The 17,296-nt window shown below is 44.0% G+C and carries 12 protein-coding genes; 10 read left to right on the forward strand and 2 right to left on the reverse strand.

Features of this window, described 5'->3' with window-relative positions; translation table 11 throughout:
• Positions 1 to 35 precede the first annotated feature (35 nt).
• The 7 genes from EHV15_RS17965 (at position 36) to EHV15_RS37035 (ending at position 9,286) form a co-directional block, all read left to right on the forward strand.
• Positions 36 to 2,501 (forward strand): glycoside hydrolase family 2 TIM barrel-domain containing protein, encoded by a 2,466-nt coding sequence (locus EHV15_RS17965; protein ID WP_128632406.1) that lies wholly within the window; start codon positions 36 to 38, stop codon positions 2,499 to 2,501.
• Positions 2,485 to 3,888, forward strand: a complete 1,404-nt coding sequence (locus EHV15_RS17970) for an MFS transporter (protein ID WP_128632407.1) — start codon at positions 2,485 to 2,487, stop codon at positions 3,886 to 3,888. Before EHV15_RS17965 ends, EHV15_RS17970 begins: the two co-directional genes overlap by 17 nt.
• 21 nt (positions 3,889 to 3,909) lie before the next feature.
• Complete coding sequence (locus EHV15_RS17975; RefSeq protein ID WP_128632408.1) at positions 3,910 to 4,221, forward strand: hypothetical protein; 312 nt, start codon at positions 3,910 to 3,912, stop codon at positions 4,219 to 4,221.
• Between the two features lie 124 nt (positions 4,222 to 4,345).
• A complete protein-coding gene (locus tag EHV15_RS17980) occupies positions 4,346 to 6,631 on the forward strand; it encodes a beta-glucosidase family protein (RefSeq protein WP_128632409.1) in 2,286 nt (761 codons plus the stop codon).
• Positions 6,628 to 8,247 carry a beta-N-acetylhexosaminidase gene (locus tag EHV15_RS17985; RefSeq protein ID WP_128632410.1) on the forward strand — a complete coding sequence of 540 codons (1,620 nt, stop codon included), beginning with the start codon at positions 6,628 to 6,630 and terminating at the stop codon, positions 8,245 to 8,247. The genes EHV15_RS17980 and EHV15_RS17985 overlap by 4 nt, the downstream gene beginning before the upstream one ends.
• Before the next feature lie 151 nt (positions 8,248 to 8,398).
• A complete protein-coding gene (locus EHV15_RS37030; protein ID WP_218571237.1) occupies positions 8,399 to 9,001 on the forward strand; it encodes a family 43 glycosylhydrolase in 603 nt (200 codons plus the stop codon).
• 42 nt (positions 9,002 to 9,043) lie between these two features.
• Entirely contained in the window at positions 9,044 to 9,286 is a 243-nt protein-coding gene (locus tag EHV15_RS37035) for a discoidin domain-containing protein (RefSeq protein WP_218571238.1), read from the forward strand.
• Positions 9,287 to 10,280: 994 nt separating this feature from the next.
• Here EHV15_RS37035 and EHV15_RS17995 read toward each other — a convergent pair.
• Both EHV15_RS17995 and EHV15_RS18000 read right to left on the reverse strand, forming a co-directional pair.
• Entirely contained in the window at positions 10,281 to 11,885 is a 1,605-nt protein-coding gene (locus EHV15_RS17995) for a response regulator (protein ID WP_128632411.1), read from the reverse strand.
• Entirely contained in the window at positions 11,882 to 13,702 is a 1,821-nt protein-coding gene (locus EHV15_RS18000; protein ID WP_128632412.1) for a sensor histidine kinase, read from the reverse strand. Before EHV15_RS18000 ends, EHV15_RS17995 begins: the two co-directional genes overlap by 4 nt.
• 191 nt (positions 13,703 to 13,893) lie before the next feature.
• Here EHV15_RS18000 and EHV15_RS18005 point away from each other — a divergent pair, with 191 nt between their 5' ends.
• From EHV15_RS18005 to EHV15_RS18015, 3 genes are all read left to right on the forward strand, one after another.
• Positions 13,894 to 15,228, forward strand: coding sequence for an ABC transporter substrate-binding protein (locus EHV15_RS18005; protein ID WP_128632413.1), 1,335 nt, complete (start codon positions 13,894 to 13,896; stop codon positions 15,226 to 15,228).
• 72 nt (positions 15,229 to 15,300) lie between these two features.
• On the forward strand, positions 15,301 to 16,191 hold the full coding sequence (locus tag EHV15_RS18010) for a carbohydrate ABC transporter permease (RefSeq protein ID WP_128632414.1): 891 nt from the start codon (positions 15,301 to 15,303) through the stop codon (positions 16,189 to 16,191).
• A 10-nt stretch (positions 16,192 to 16,201) separates the two neighbouring features.
• Positions 16,202 to 17,026: a carbohydrate ABC transporter permease gene (locus EHV15_RS18015; protein WP_128632415.1), complete on the forward strand. Its 825-nt coding sequence runs from the start codon at positions 16,202 to 16,204 to the stop codon at positions 17,024 to 17,026.
• Positions 17,027 to 17,296: the final 270 nt, after the last annotated feature.

Consider the following 17,296-nt stretch of genomic DNA (forward strand, 5'->3'; position numbering starts at 1 on the left):
TCGGCGACAAAGAAATCGCAAAAGGAGATAGGTTAATGATCAGACAAAGCTTTAATCGAGATTGGACAGTGGGACCGCCAAAAGATTTCTTCAACATAGCACCTTGTATGGAGCCTGAACCGGTAACGCTTCCCCATGACGCTATGATTGCACAGAAGCGAAGCGCACAATCCGTCAGCGGCGGCAAGAAAGGGTTCTTCGCGGATAAAACGTATGAGTATGTAAAATTATTTCATGTGCCGCTCACATATAAAGAGAAACGCGTAACCTTCGAGTTTGAGGGCGTTTATATGAATGCCATGGTGTATATCAATGGCGATTTTGCTGGCCAGCATCCTTATGGTTATTCCAACTTCTATATCAAGGCAGACCGGTTCCTGAAATATGGCGAGGAAAATGAAATTAAAGTCGTGGCAAAGAGCAACGACGATTCCCGTTGGTACACGGGTACGGGCATTTATCGGAATACCCAAATCATCGTCTCTGACATGGTGCATATTGCATTGGATGGAGTGAAAATCACGACTCCTGATATAACACTCGAACGAGCTATCGTTAATGTTGCTACTATGGTAGAAAACGAAGGAATCCACCCGGAGACGACTACGATCGTAACAGAGATTGTGGATTCAGAGGGCAACATCGTAGCGACGGATACGGCACCGTTGACGGCTTTCCCTGGAGAACGATTAACTTTGAGACAGCGGCTTTATGTGAAACAGCCAAGCTTATGGAATGTAGACACCCCGTATCTATATACCTGCAGAAGTAAAGTGATGCTCGGGGATAACCTGGTTGATGAAGAAATCCATACGTTCGGGATTCGCGCTCTCTCCCTGGATGCGGAAGCGGGTTTACGAATCAACGGCGAAGTCGTAAAGCTTCGCGGTGCTTGTATCCATCACGATAACGGAGTCATTGGCGCAGCAACGATTGATCGGGCCGAACAACGGCGTATAGAAATATTGAAGCAAGCTGGATTTAATGCCATTCGCAGCGCTCACAACCCTATAAGCAAAACTATGCTCGACGCATGTGATCGCTTAGGCATGCTCGTGATGGATGAGAGCTTTGATACCTGGACGGTGAATAAATCCAGCTATGATTACGCATTGTATTTTCCCGCATGGTGGGAAGCGGATCTTGAAGCGATGGTGAACAAGGACTTTAATCATCCTTCCGTCATCATGTATTCGATCGGCAATGAAATCCCGGAAAATGGAAGCCCGCATGGAGCCGCCTGGGGCAGGAAGCTTGCGGAGAAAATACGGAGTCTTGACAACACGAGATATGTGACGAATTCGATTAATGCTTTTCTTTCTGTTCTGGATCAATTTTTAAAAGCAATGAAAGATCACGTATCTATAAAAGATCGCATGTCAGGTGACGTTAACACGGCTATGGCCAATGCTGGCACCGCCATGAAAAGGGCTCAAACCAGTGAACTGGTGACGAAGGCCGTTGCGGAATCTTTCGCGGCAGTTGATATCGCAGGTTACAATTATGCGGATAATCGATATGTCATGGACAGGGCGCTCTTTCCTAACCGAGTGATTGTTGGCAGTGAAACTTTCCCCAGGGATATTGCCGCAAACTGGAAGTTAGTGAAAGAAAATGGGTATATCATCGGCGACTTCACTTGGACAGGTTGGAATTATCTTGGAGAGGCCGGGATTGGCATGACTCAGCAGGAGAATTTGAGCCAAGGGCTATCCGGGGCTTATCCTTGGCTCGGGGCCAATTGCGGAGATATTGATATCCTGGGAAATCGACGTCCCATTTCCTATTATCGTGAAATTGTATTTGGTTTAAGGAAACAGCCCTATCTTGCTATTGAACGTCCACACTATTATGGAAATAAGCCTACGAACCCTTGGAGCTGGAGCGATACAATTGCCAGTTGGAGTTGGGAAGGATTCGAAGGTAAACCCATTGCTGTTGAGGTGTATTCTTATGCTGATGAAGTGGAGCTTCTTGTAAACGGGATCACGATTGGGAAAGCAAGCACGGGAGAAAGCAATGACTATAAAGCGGTGTTTGATACGGTCTATACTCCAGGAGAGATTGTGGCAGTGGCTTATACCGATGGTATTGAAACGGGACGTACGGCGCTTAAATCTGCAGGCAGCGGACTGAATTTGAAGGTAGGGGTCGATCGCACGTTCATTACAGCAGATGACAATGATTTGGCATTTGTCTCCATATCACTTGTAGACGATCAAGGCATTTTGAAACCGCTTTCGGATCGGGAAGTCACTGTTAAAGTAGAAGGTGCTGGCATTCTGCAAGGTTTCGGCAACGCGAATCCGATGACGGAAGAAGATTTTTTTGACAATGTCCATTCGACATTTGACGGAAAAGCGCTTGCCGTTATCCGACCAACGGGAAGCGGGGCGATTCACGTATTCGTTGAAGCGGAAGGGTGTCCTTCCCAAGTACTGCGCATTGAGGCAACCGATCTTGATAATCTTGGGGGGACTTGGAATGGCACAAATAGATAGCGTCATATTAGCTGATTCAGGGGAACAGGAGGACAGGAAATTAAAATTTAGCGAAAAGCTGGCCGTTGTGATTAATGGTTGCTTTGGGACCTTTCATCTTCAAGTTGTTCAATTGTTCATACTATTCTTTTATACGGATATTATGAAAATCAATTCTGCCTACGTTGCCGGTTTATTCTTGATCACACGTATTGTCGATGCTTTTCTTACTCCGGCCTTTGGAATTCTAATCGACAGAACGACTACTCCATGGGGTAAATATAAACCTTGGTTAATTGCAGGGGGATTACTGACAGGTATCTTCGGATGGTTTACTTACACGAATTTCAATTTAGGTCCGACAGGAAATTTAATATATGCAACGGTTACTTATTTTCTTTACAGCCTGGTGTTCAATCTCGGTTCAGCTCCCAATACAGCGATGATTCCTGCGGTAACCAAGCGGATTGATGATAGAGCCTCAATAGGTCAGATCGCATTTTTCTTGTCCATCATTGGAGCGTTGGCAGCACAAATCGGTGTACAACCATTATATAAAGTACTTGGACAGGGCAATGATGCAGCAGGCTTCTCATGGATTATGGGAATGATTGCGGTAATAAGCTTAGTCATAGCATTTTATCAGCAACGCACAATAAAAGAAAGATATATTGTTCAGGCTCCGGCGAAAGGAAAAGGACCCGCTTTAAAGGAGATGCTTGTAGCGGTCTTTACAAACAAAACAGCAGTCATCGTTTACCTTTACGTATTTGCCATGCATTTAGCTAACGGTATTCGATCCGGTGCAAGTATTTACTACTTTAAGTATTATTTTCATAATGACAATCTACTGACGATAACTGGCCTGGTTGCCATACTTCCAACTATGCTTGGCGTTGGATTAAGTACTGTTGTAAGTAAAAAGTTAAAAATCAAAAAACTCCTTATTATATCATCAATCGTTAATATCGTTTCAATGTTTATGGTCATGTTTATTCCTTCATCAGCGACAGGAGTTAATCTATATATTGTCTTCCTTGTGCTATTGAGCTTTTTTACCGGATTAGCTACCCCTGCACAAGGTACAATGTTGCCCGCTGCTATGGATTATACAGAATGGAAGACCAAAATGAACATCAACGCCTTCATGGGCTCGTTACAAGGGTTTTTAACTACATTTGCGACTGCATTATCCGGTTCAATTACAGCAGGAGTGCTTGCTGTAGTAGGGTATGTTGGCGGTGCGGCAGAGCAAAGCAGCACGAGCCTTTTTGGTCTTAAATTGCTTGTGGGCGTTGTCCCTGCTGTCATATTCCTGCTTACCTTAGGCGTAGCGTTTTTTGATTTAACTGAAGAAAAGCAGAAGCAGATAACGAAGGAATTGGCAGAACGAAGAAAAACATTGTAAAGAGTCAGGAGGTAGCACAATATGAAATTTAACGAGAAAACACGCATCGGCATCCTTTACCAGAATGAACCGTCGCGTGCCGTGATCGTTCGCCGGGTTCCGGCTCTACAGGGGGCGGCGCCAGAAATCGCATCCATTATTAAGAGTTTCACGATCGAACAATACTTCCAAATGGCCAAAGACCAAGTAACGCCAGGTTGGCTTTCGGAGACACTGGCAGAGTTGGCCGATGTACCTTACGTAGCGGAGCCAGAGGAACCAGAAAAACTGCCGTCTTTCGATTATGCGGACGGAACACCTTACATCCCCGTTGGAACCACCTGTTACGCCTGAACGCATCAAGGCGACGAACTGGAGGAGGAAACTTCGGAGAAAATTTATAAATATATCAGAATAATAGAGCATTAACCCAGCAGGTCAAAAATTACAATCCATAATGCAAGGGAGAGATTTGAAATTGACGAGAGACATTGCTGAACTTGTTGCGCTACTGACACTGGAAGAAAAAGCAGGATTGTGTTCGGGAGCGTCCTTCTGGACGACCAAGGCGATCGAGCGGCTAGGTATTCCTTCTATCCTACTGACGGATGGGCCTCACGGTGTACGCAAGCAAACCGGCGATGCTGATCACATGGGCCTCAACGAGAGCGTACCATCAACCTGCTTCCCTTCGGCGGTAGGCATGGCGAGCTCCTGGAATCGCGATTTGGTACGAAGGGTCGGAGAGGCACTTGGGAAGGAAAGCCAAGCAGAAGTCGTCTCCATATTGCTCGGTCCCGGCGTAAATATAAAACGTTCTCCGCTCTGCGGAAGGAATTTTGAGTATTTCTCGGAAGATCCCTATCTAACAGGCGAGCTGGCAGCTGAACACATCGCAGGTGTTCAAAGCCAAGGAGTGGGCACCTCGATCAAGCATTTCGCTGCGAACAACCAAGAACATCGGCGGACAACGTCGGACTCTATCGTCGATGAGCGGACGCTTCGGGAAATCTATTTGACCGGTTTCGAAATCGCAGTCAAGAAATCGCAACCATGGACTGTCATGGCGGCATATAACCGTCTAAATGGCACGTATTGTTCGGAGAATGAGACATTGTTGACTCGCATTTTGAAGGAAGAATGGGGGCATGAAGGCATCGTCCTTTCCGACTGGGGTGCCGTGAATGACGCGGCGGCCAGCGTAGCTGCCGGCATGGAGCTTGAAATGCCGTCCAGTAATGGTGCAGGGCAACGGAAGATCATCGCCGCAGTGGAGAGCGGGGAACTGTCCGAAGAAGCCTTAAATCGCGCGGTGGAGCGATTATTACGCATTAACTTTAAAGCTGACGATAACCGTAAACCAGATGTGACGTACGACAAAGATGTTCATCACCAACTAGCCCGGGAGGTCGCACGGGAGTCGATGGTGCTTCTTAAGAACGAAGACGGGATGCTTCCGCTTCAGAAGTCGGGCAAGATCGCAGTTATCGGGGCGATGGCGGAGCAAGTGCGCTACCAGGGAGGCGGGAGCTCGCACATTAACCCGACGAGGCTGGACAACATTCGTGAAGAGATGGAAGTCGCTGCGGGTGAGGAGGCGGAGATACGGTTTGCGAAAGGTTACCATCTGGACCGAGACGATGATGACGATACTTTAGTCGAAGAAGCCAAGTCTATTGCAAGCGGGGCCGACGTTGCCGTTTTATTCGTCGGGTTGCCGGATCGTTACGAATCGGAAAGCTATGACCGCAGGAATCTCGACATGCCGGCTAATCAGGTACATTTGATTGAACGAGTGGCATCCGTGCAACCGAATGTCGTCGTGGTACTTAGCAACGGAGCTCCGATCGTAATGCCGTGGCTCCCACAAGCAAAGTCCGTTTTGGAAGCCTATTTAGGAGGGCAGGCAGCTGGTGGTGCGATCGCAGACATTTTGTTCGGCATCACGAATCCGAGCGGGAAGCTGGCAGAAACTTTTCCGCTGAGCTTAAAGCAAAACCCATCGCATCCTTTCTTTCCAGGGGAAGGAGACAAAGTGGAGTACCGAGAAGGCATATTCGTTGGTTACCGCTATTACGAAACGAAAGATATTACACCGCTGTTTCCTTTCGGACACGGTTTAAGCTATACGACGTTCACATATTCAGACCTAAGACTAGATCAGTCGCGGATAACCGATCAAGAAACCTTGCATGCTTACGTAAAGGTAAAGAACACGGGAGGGCGTTTCGGGCAAGAAATCGTTCAGTTCTACGTGCGAGCCGTTTCTTCCAACGTCCTAAGGCCGGAGAAGGAATTGAAGGGATTTATGAAGGTTGCCCTCGAGCCCGGCGAGGAGAAAGTCGTTTCCGTCACGCTCGACAAGCGCAGCTTCGCATACTATAACGTTGAGCTGAAGGATTGGCATGTCGAAACAGGAGAATACGAGGTGTTAGTCGGTGCATCCTCACGTGATATTCTTCTTCGAGATACAATTTCTGTGCAATCAACAGTACATCTTGTACCGATATTCCACATGAATACTACGATTGGTGAAATCATGGCGAATCCCAAGACTCTACCGATCATGCAGTCAATGCAACTTGTGCCACCAGAGAACCCTAGCCAATCTGATGCCGTCAATGCGAAAATGATGGCGGCAATAATTCGCGACATGCCGCTGCGCGCATTGCTTTCCAATAGCCGAGGGAAGATAACGGAAGAGTCGCTCACTATCTTGATAAATCGATTAAACGAAGCTATATATGGGGGGGATGGAAAATGATTGTCATTCCAAAAGTTAACGGGGAGATATTGAAAAATAACGGGGCGGGCTATTTTTTAGTGAAGGATGAATTGCAAGTCGACATCGGTGATTTTGCTCCATGGGCAATTCGTGCGTTCGTCGAAAGAATCAAACAAAACTGTAATATATCAGCGGGGATCACCGGCAGCGATGCAGACTTAACGCTAATCCGCAATTCTTTATTGGAGCAAGAAGGTTACACCATCGAAGTTTTGCCGGAGACCATCAAGCTGAGCGCCTCAAATGAAACCGGCGCGATTTTGGGGCTGTCCACCGTATATCAGATGTTTGTTGAAGCCATGCAAACGAATCAATATGGCATAGAGCCGCAATCTTTTAGCGACGAGCCCAAATATAAACATAGGGGTCTTATGGTCGATGTGGGGCGGCACTTCTTCGATGCGGATGAAATGAAGAAAATCATTGAGGAAATGTCCGTTTATAAACTGAATGTCTTGCATTGGCATCTATCTGAGGACCAAGGTTGGCGAATCGAGAGTAAGATCTACCCCAAATTGCACGAAAACGCTTCAAACGGACAATATTATACTCAGGAACAGATTAAGGAAATCGTTCAATTTGCGAAGGAGCGCGGCATTGATGTCATTCCGGAAATCGATATGCCCGGACACTGTTCTGCCGCGATTTCCGCGTACAAAGAGTTGAGTTGCTTTGACGAGGAGATACCTGTGGCGACAACGTACGGCGTGTTTCGGGTTGTCATGTGTGCCGGTAAGGAAAGCACCTACCAATGGATCCGCAATCTTCTGGATGAAGTGACGGAGTTATTCCCGTCGAAATACTTCCATCTTGGGGGCGATGAATGTCCCAAGGACAAGTGGAACCAATGTCCGCATTGCAGAGAGCGAATGAGACAAAATGGTATAGACAGCTATGAAGACTTACAGGGATATTTCATGAACGAAATTAAAGAATATCTCGGTAGAAAAGGGAAAACGGTGATCGGTTGGAATGACATCTTGAAGGCCAATAATGTATCTAAAGATATGGTCATTCAATATTGGTTGGAGTCGACGCCGGAATCCTATGCATATCCCTACTTTGAGGCCGGGCAGAAGATGGTATTTTCCGATATGTTCAATTTGTATTTCAGTTCTCCGCATTGCATGGTGCAGTTCAAAAAGATTTACGAATTCCAGCCCAAGATTCGCGAACACACCGGGCTAAAAGGCGACAATATTTTGGGATTGGAAGCGGCGATCTGGACCGAAACGATCACAACAAACGAAGAATTAGAATCCCTGCTCGCTCTGCGCATACAGGCGTTAGCGGAAGCCGCTTGGACAAACGATAGGAACTATGAGGAATTTCTGGAACGGTTAAAGGCACATATCGATACAAACCAAATGACTAAACTCTATTCCCTGCCATTTGAGGAAGTTGCGCTCACTGAAGATCAAGCCATGATGAAAGCACTGGAATATATGCGGACGATGGCTGGCCCGATGAGAGAATTATTTACAGATACGGGACTAACACAGGAAGAGCATGACATGATCGGCAAGCTGCTTCAGGCCGAGGTATTCGGCGATACGGATATTCGAGAGTTGACCAAGAAAATGGGTTTGGTGTGAGTTTTGAGTAAAGTAAAAGGAGTTAGGGAGTTCGTAGGAATGAGTTATGCTTGTAATCCGATGAGTGTTCCGTACAAGTATCAATTTGTTGATGATCAGGGAATATTAAAGTTCTACAGGGAAGCTGCCGATCCCTCTATGATTTATTTTAATGAAAAACACTTCGTTTTTCCGTGATGGAAAAGTGTATTTTTACTGGGGTTGCTCTAATCTCACTCCTATTTGGGGAGCGGAAATAAATCCGGCTGATATGAAACCGACTATGGAGCCGGTCGAGCTTATTCGTAGCAACCAGTCTGTTATAGGCTATGAACGAAATGGAGAACATCATATTGCACCACCTCAAAGTCCTGAACGGATTGAGGAGTTGGTTCAATTAACCGCCAGTAAAATGAGTGATGTTACGGAGGAAATGTTAAGTCGACTTAGAGTTGTATTCAGTAATGAACCATACATCGAGGGGGCATGGATGGATAAGCATAATGGCAAGTACTATTTACAGTATGCAAGTCCGGCTACGCAGTATAACACTTATTCAGACGGTGTATATGTATCAGAGCATCCGCTGGGACCATTTACCCTTGCAATAAACAACCCATACTCCTATAAGCAGAGAGGCTCTATTACGGGAGCAGGGCACGGTTCTACGATGAAAGATCGCCACCGGAATTATTGGCATGCATCTTCTATGAGAATCAGTGTTAATCACCGTTTTGAAAGAAGGTTAGGAGTGTGGCCAGCGGGATTCGATTAAGATGGGGAATTGTTCTGTAATCAGCGCTTTGGTGTTTGGTCAATGAAGATGGAACAGGCAAAAATGAACCCTTGGCGTACCCCGGAGTGGATGCTTCTCTCACATCGAAAACCTGCAACAGCGTCATCATTTGTAGAAGGAAAAGATGCTTCAAAAGCTACAAATGAAGATGTTCGTACCTGGTGGAGAGCAGCATCCAATGAATCTGGTGAGTGGCTTCAGATCGATCTTATGTTCCATGTGATGTGCACGCCATACAAATTAATTTTGCCGATGACGGGATAACTTTGCCTTTGCCTGAAGGAGCAGTTTTACAAGAAAATAGATACATCGACCCAAGATAGCACTATACCAGGTGGCTACTGGAAGGGTAGCTGGATGGAGAACAATTCTTCGCAATAGAAGATAAAAGCAAGGCAAGTACAGATTTATCGCATGATCTTATCTCTTAAGCCACGAAATTGGATTTGAGTCTAGGGTACTAAACATAGTAAGCTATCGTAAGAGAAGAAGGAGTAAGCGTTCGATAAATTAGATGTACAATTCAGGAGCTTCCTTACAATCAATCCGCTTGCATTTCTGGGTTTCGAGTATTTGGAATCGGTAACGGGGAACTTCCGGAAAAGGTATCAGGAATAAAAACTGAACTGGTGACCTTTCTCGATCTATATGTGAATTGGGATCAAGCTGATGTCGTTGGATATAATGTCCTTTGGGGCTTCGCCCCTGATAAATTATATCACAGTTATATGGTTTATGATCGAAATAAAGTCACGATTGGTGCACTGATCAAAGGTCAGTCGCTTTGTGTAAGAGTTGATTCTTTCAACGAAAAGGGAATTACCGAAAGGGAGGTTTACAAAGTCATCGAGTAAATATCAGTCCAGTTCTTTTTCATCGTCACTAATTTCATGGTAGGGAAGTTTGTTTAAAAGGATGCCAAATAACAAGTTCAGCATACTCAAACAGGAGAACTCGAAGCCTTTTGGGCGTGCGAAGTATTGGTATGCCATTTCAATGATCAATGACGTTATTTGTACGAATCCCCCGAAAATAGCTTTTGCAAAAATTAGGGGAAATCTGGAGGCGTAATAAGGTCGATTTGCCTTCTAAGGCTCGAATTTCGTGGGGCTGGTTGGAATTGAAAACTATGGAGGAACCGCCTTCCAGCTCATAAACTTGTTGTTTAGTGAACAGGCTAATTTACTTTCTTTAATGGAGTTTAGTTGAGTACTATTGGCGCAAGAGTATGGGGGGGGGGAGTCCCCCCCATACGCGATCATCGTTTAGGCAAATTATTCCGATATTGGTTAGGGGTTAGCCCAGTATGCTTTCTAAAAACTTGAGAAAAATATTTTTCATCTTGATAACCGACTTGGTAGGCGATTTCACTAATTTTGATCCCTGGATTAGAGAGCAATTCAGTGGCACGGTCGATTCGGATCTTATGCAAATACTCTAAAAAACCCATGTTTAATTGCTGCCTAAAAAGAATACCCAGGTAACCAGGAGTTATGAAAACTTCTCTTGCCACTATGTTTCGGCTAATATCTTTGTTGTAATTTTGATTTATATAAGCCAGGGCTTCTTGAAATATTCTATTATTGTTTTTGGAGGAGTTTATATGATCATTTATTCTGAACATAATTCCTGTTATCACGCTTTTTATCACATCTATGCTTGAACTAGTGAGGATCTTTGACAGCTTTGGGAAATCTTCAACGAAGATTTCATCGGTATTTATGTTTTTTTCAATACAAAAGTGAAACAAACTAAAAGCTAGAGCCAGCATGGAGTTGAGAACATGGCTTTTCGAACTGCTTTCGGGTTTTAATGCATAATGAAACGCATTAAATTTTTCAACCATTGCTTCCCGATTGCCAGAAATAATGGCCTGAATCATGGCTTTCTCTTCAGAAAGGGGATATGAAGTTGCTTCTTCTATATCCTCCTTTTCCATGTAATTCACGATTTTTTGCGAGCCTTTAAGAAACCGTTTTTCTAGTGCATTTACAGATTCAAGGTAAGATATATGAAGGTGTGAAATCCCCTTGTCCATACTTCCAACGCCTATTGAAATTGTAAGTGGAAGATACTGACTCACTTTCGTTTGCAGCTCCATCATAATCTCTTGGAACTTCAGAGTATCAATCCACTGATCTGTGTTCAGAATCGATATAATGGTATCCTGATGTTCGAAAGCCGCACAGACGAGCGTACGTGAGAGTATTTCTTCCGTGATATTTTTGATTGCAAACTTAAACAGTTCAATTTCCTCATAATCATATTTTTGTTCCAATGTATAAAAATCATCAATTTCAAGTACCAGAACGCCGAACAGCATCTTTGGAAATGTAATATGGTTTAGGCTTAGCATCAACTCAAGACGATCAGATGGGAGACGCTCTGATAGTAGTACCAGGCGGCTTAATGTCCGTTCCCTTAACAAAGGCAAGCTATTCTGAAAACCAATACGTAATTGGTCCAAAGCTTCACTCTGCTTTTTTGCTTCGTTAATGTTATTTGCTTGTTTGTTGACAATTTCCAAAATCTCATCTGGACGGCTCGGTTTTAATAAATAATCGCATGTACCGAACGTCATGGCTTTTTGAGCATAATTAAATTCATCGTATCCACTGTAAATAATGTTACGAATGCTAGGGTATAATTTCGACACTTCCTTAATTAATTCAAGGCCATCCATAACGGGCATCCGAATGTCCGTGATCATGATGTCGACTGGGAATTGTTTAAGTATCTTGAGCGCTTCGGCTCCATCACAAGCTTCACCTGCAATATGAATGTCATGCGAATTCCAATCAATGGCATTGCGGATTCCTTCACGGGCACGCCTTTCATCGTCAACGATTAATAAGCTAATCATGAGATTACCTCTCTCTCTAGTCCTGATTTAATGGGGATTCGAAGAAGTACTTTTGTACCTACACCTATCTGACTCTCCACGCTTAGCGTATATCCATCATTGTAAAAGTGCTGCAAGCGTGCAAAAACATTGTGCGTGCCGTAACCGCTGGTATCACTCGAAAGATTGGACCTGCTTGGAGGGACGTAATTCATAATTTTATTTATTGTACTTTCATCCATCCCGATTCCATTGTCTTCTATTATAAATTCAAGATTGTCGTTTACTAAATGACCAGTAACTTTAACTGTACCGCCTTCATGCCTTTTCTCAATTCCATGGATTATAGCGTTTTCAATAAAAGGTTGAAGGATCAGTTTTAGAATGACGTAGTGGTCTAGCTCAGTTGGAATTTCAATATGATATTGCAGCTTTTCCTCAAATCTCATCTTCTGAAGCGCAAGATAATGGCCGATAAGCTCTTTTTCCTTAGCTACACTAGTAAGACTGCTGCCACGGTTTAAATTAAGCCGAAACAGCCGCGAAAGACTAATAATCATATCGGAAATTTTTTTGTTTCCGGAAGCCTGAGCTTCCCAAAAGATTGTATCTAACATGTTATAGAGAAAATGAGGGTTGATTTGCGCTTGCAATGCTTTGAGCTCCGCCTCTTTTTCACTAATTTTTAGAAGATACACATCATTGACCAATGAACTGATCTTTGAAACCATACTGTTAAACCCCCTGCCGAGTTCACCGATCTCATCTCGATATTTAATATCCACCCGTTCATCAAAATTTCCATTTTGGAATCGCTTCATAGATTTCTGCAAGGTTTTAATCGGTGCTGTAAGAAAGATTGTGCTTACCAGCATTATTGGCAAACTAAGGATTAAGCATACGAAAATTAAGATAAGCGCAAATTCTTTTATTGTACTCAATTCATTGGTGAGAAAAGCAAAAGGAACCATGTAAAAAACACGCCATCCCAAGGAATCCATCGTGCTATAGGTAACTAACAGCTTTTCTCCATTGATCGAAACGATTTCGGTCCCTGTTTGGGTTTGAACATCCATACCGTTTAAGACATTAAAGAATTCATCTGTCTGATATTGTGGCATTCCCGCCTGCAACAACGGTGTACCATTCTGATCTAACATGACGATACCATGTTCATCGTCATAAAGATTTTTAAGATAAAATTTTCGAACCGTGTCCGAATGAATGCCAACAAACAATAGTCCGATATGATTTCCGTTGTAAACATTACGTACAATTCTGCTCATGCCAATCATTTCGCTCTGGTCGTCGTGGAAAAAAATATTTTGATTTTCGGTTAATGAAAACCAATATGGGGCGCCATTGTTTTGTTTTACTTTTGAGTAAATTGGGCTTTTGTAAATATTGGAAAGCGGGTAGGGAGTGCCGCCGTTGCCAGTGGACTCAATAAATACAGGGCTATCTGCAGTCCCGTACAGAGATAAGTAATCAAAAATGCTGGTAGTCAGCATGTAAGCCATAATGGAGGCTGTTGGACCATCATAGAGAGTATTTTCAAGTGATTCGCCAGAGCTTCCGTTTTGAGAAAGTTTGGATTGAACAGGCTGAGATGAAATAAATATGGTTGCCCAATCCTCAACTTGCTTTCGCATAGCCGATATGCCGTTCCCGATCTGTGCGATCATCCCGATGTTGGTCGTGCTCACTTTATCGATAATTTGTTTCTTGACAGTCTGATAAGAATAAATACCTATGGAAAGCGTGATTATTGTGATAACCGAATAGAAAATAACGAAAATCTTTAGACGTATGCTTAAATCTAAGTAGAGTCTTTTCACCAGGTTCGCAACCCTTCCTCATCAAGTGTCACTCAATCAATTATTACCACGTATTCGGAGCGGAAACAATGAGGGTGTTGTTATAGTTGCGAAACTTCAACCTTACTGTCTTTTTCTCCCCTGACACTTCACGATGGTCATGATAAGGTTGATCACATAGCAACAAAATATACTTTCAAAGGGGAATTAAAATGAATAGAAAGGCTACAATTAAGTTGCTACTCGTATCCTTGGTAATTGCGGTTTTGTTGACAGCCTGCGGAATTAATGGCAATTCAAGTCCTAACTCCGCTACGGATTCTGCAGTACAGGCGAAAAAAGTTACGTTACGTTTCTTCTCGAACCTGCCGGATCGGAAAACAGGACAAGGTCTGGCTGAACAAACGATTATTGATAATTACATGAAGGAAAATCCGAACGTGAAAATCGAGGTTGAAGCGCTTGGAGGGGAAGCTCACGGGAACAAGCTTAGAACTTATATGGCTTCTAACGAACCGATTGATATCACTATGGTAACTGGTGGAGCGAATCTGGACACGCTTCGGCAAGCTGGATATGTAAAAGAACTGAACCCTGCAGATTACAGCGGCGATGATTTTGGTTTCCTTCCGGGTTCGTTTGAGAATTTTACGTTTGAAGACAAACTGTACGCACTCCCTAGGAGCAGCGACTTTGAAATCATTTATTACAATAAAAAATTATTTGCGGATAACGGTATAAAAGTTCCGACAACGATTGACGAACTGATTACTGCGTCGAAAGAATTCCGTGCAAAGGGAATCATTCCGATGTCCATGTTTGGTAAGGACCTGTGGAATTTGGGGGAGATGTACCAAAATATTGTTCAGCGTGTAAGTGGTGACCAACAATCCATTCTGGATGCGGTTGAAGGCAAGGTGTCTTTCAAAGATGATTCTGCCTTCCTGGAAGGTGCGAAAATCTTCAAGCAGTTAGTGGATGCAGGTCTATTTCAAGATGGCTTTATGACGGCGGATTACGGAATGTCCCAAAATTTGTTTACTCAAGGAAAAGCGGCAATGTGGTATTCGGGTTCTTGGGAAGCAGCGATGGCTACCAATAATGAGCTTTCTGAAGAGTTCCGTACAAATCTTGATGCTGCCAGCTTCCCGATCGTAGAAGGCGGAAAAGGTAAAGCTACCGACCTGCAAGCGTGGAATGGCGGGGGACTTGCTTTGGTCACTGCTTCCAAGCATCCCGAAGAAGCTAAGAAGTTTTTTGACTACATGATGAGTGCCCAACAATGGCCAAAAAATGGTTGGGAACTTGGCGGCCTTTTCCCGGCCCAAAAATTTGAATTGACGGGCAGCGAACCCGGCGTTCAAACGAAACTGAATGACATGCTGAAGAATGCAACATCCACGCCCGGGATCTCCTGGATTGATCATGGTACTGCGGCCTTCAAAGATGATACCAATAACCTATTCGGTGCATTCGCAAGCGGGGCAATTACGCCGGAACAACTGATCGACAAGCTGCAGGAAGCGTCAGATAAACAAAGAAAATAGGTTGCGCCAAGTATGGGGTAGGATGAGGCGCCTATCCCATACTTTCATCAACAACTCGAGGTGGGGCATTACATGCAGAAAATACTCGGTAATAAACTTACAATATTTATATTCGTGCTTCCTGGCATACTATTATTTTCACTTATGTTACTCGCTCCGATCGTTTTGAGTGGCTATTATTCTTTCACGGAAACGATGGGACCAGGTACGAAGATTACGATGGTTGGTTGGGATAACTATCGGAATTTGCTCTTTCACGACCCGCGTTTTTGGATTTCGTTAAGGAATGCTCTCCTGCTCGGGCTCGGCTTTATCTTTATCCAACACCCTCTTTGTATTTTGTTTGCTCTTTTGCTGGATCGGATCGGAGGCAAGGGAGAGAAAGCATTCAGAACCATTTTCTTTATCCCCTGCGTCATTTCGGTAGTCGTAATCTCCAAAATGTGGCTGTCTATTCTTGATCCTAGTTTTGGCGTATTTAATAAGTTTCTCACTTCAATCGGGTTGGGATCACTTAATCATGCTTGGCTGGCCGATCCAAACACTGCGCTTTGGTCTTTGCTCCTGATCTTAATCTGGTCGGGATTCGGCTGGGGACTGTTGTATTATTATGCCGGAGTCAAAGGAATTCCGGAGGATATGTATGAAGCTGCACGCTTGGATGGTGCTTCCGGAATTAAACTTCATTGGAACATCACGATTCCTCTCTTATCCCCGGTCATTACGGTTCAGGTTACTCTGGCAATTGTCATGGCTTTAAAGCAAATGGAAGGCGTGTATTTAACCACAGGCGGCGGTCCTGGAGATGCAACGCAATTTTTAGGTGTTTATTTATATTCAAAGGCATTCACAGCTAACGAATACGGATATGCTAATGCGATATCCATCATGTTTGTTATTATCTGTCTAATCGCTTCTTACATCAGTAATAAAATCACGAGTCGCAACTCTGTTGAATATTAGGGGTGGCAGGATGAAATCATTGAAGAAAACGAGCATATGGGTATTTTTTATCCTTGCTGCTATCATGCAGTTGTTTCCGCTTATATGGTTGGTAAATTACTCTTTCTTGGATAGAAACCAATTTTATTCAGACGATCTTATAAAGTGGCCAACTTCTCCCAAGTGGGGAAATTACGTAAATGCATGGGTGGACGGAAATTTTTTGAAATACTTGACAAATAGTGTCGTTGTTTCAGGTGCCTCGATCCTTCTTACAATTGTAATCTCCGTGATGCTGGCATTCGCGTTCACTCGAATGAAGTGGAAATTACGAGGGCTCTTTTTCGCAATCATTCTACTGGGTATAATGATTCCGATCCATGCAACATTGCTGCCTGACTTTGTCATTCTTAAGAAATTAGGGTTGACGGATAGTTACTGGGCATTAATCCTGCCATATACGGCGGTGAATGTACCGATAGGAATGTTCATGCTTTCCGGATTTATGCGTACGATTCCGGGTGCGCTTGAGGAGTCGGCGGTCATTGACGGGTGTGGAATTTTTCGGCTCGTATTTCAAATTGTTCTCCCAATAATGAAGCCTGCCGTTGTCACAGTTGCAATCAACTCCTTTTTGTTTTGTTGGAATGAATTCATTTTGGCAGCAACGTTCTTAAGCAGGGATACCTATAAGACCCTACCGTTTGCTGTTCAGAACTTCACAGGTATGTATTCATCCGATTACGGGTCTCAGTTTGCCGTAATGGTGCTGATTTCGCTCCCGGCAATTGTTATTTATGCGTTATTCAATGAACAGATTACTAAGGGCATTACGGCAGGCGCGGTAAAAGGATAAACCTTAGCCTCATCGTACGGCTTACAAAAGGGCCTATTTATAGCTCAACTTGAACCTCACAATCTTGGGGCGAAACTCCATTTCCGGACCGATGCCGCTTTGATTGAGACTAAATAGTCATACAGCCCAATCCGAGGATGCGGATGATGGCTCAGAAGAGATGGGAGTCTGCACGACTTGTAACAATCTATACAAATTTTCGAACCTATTATCTGGAGCTTGGGAAAGCGCCGTGATCACGGTGCTTAAGAAGCGCTATCCGATCAGTTC

This window comes from Paenibacillus oralis, assembly GCF_003863965.1.
Classification (GTDB): Bacteria; Bacillota; Bacilli; order Paenibacillales; family Paenibacillaceae; genus Fontibacillus; species Fontibacillus oralis.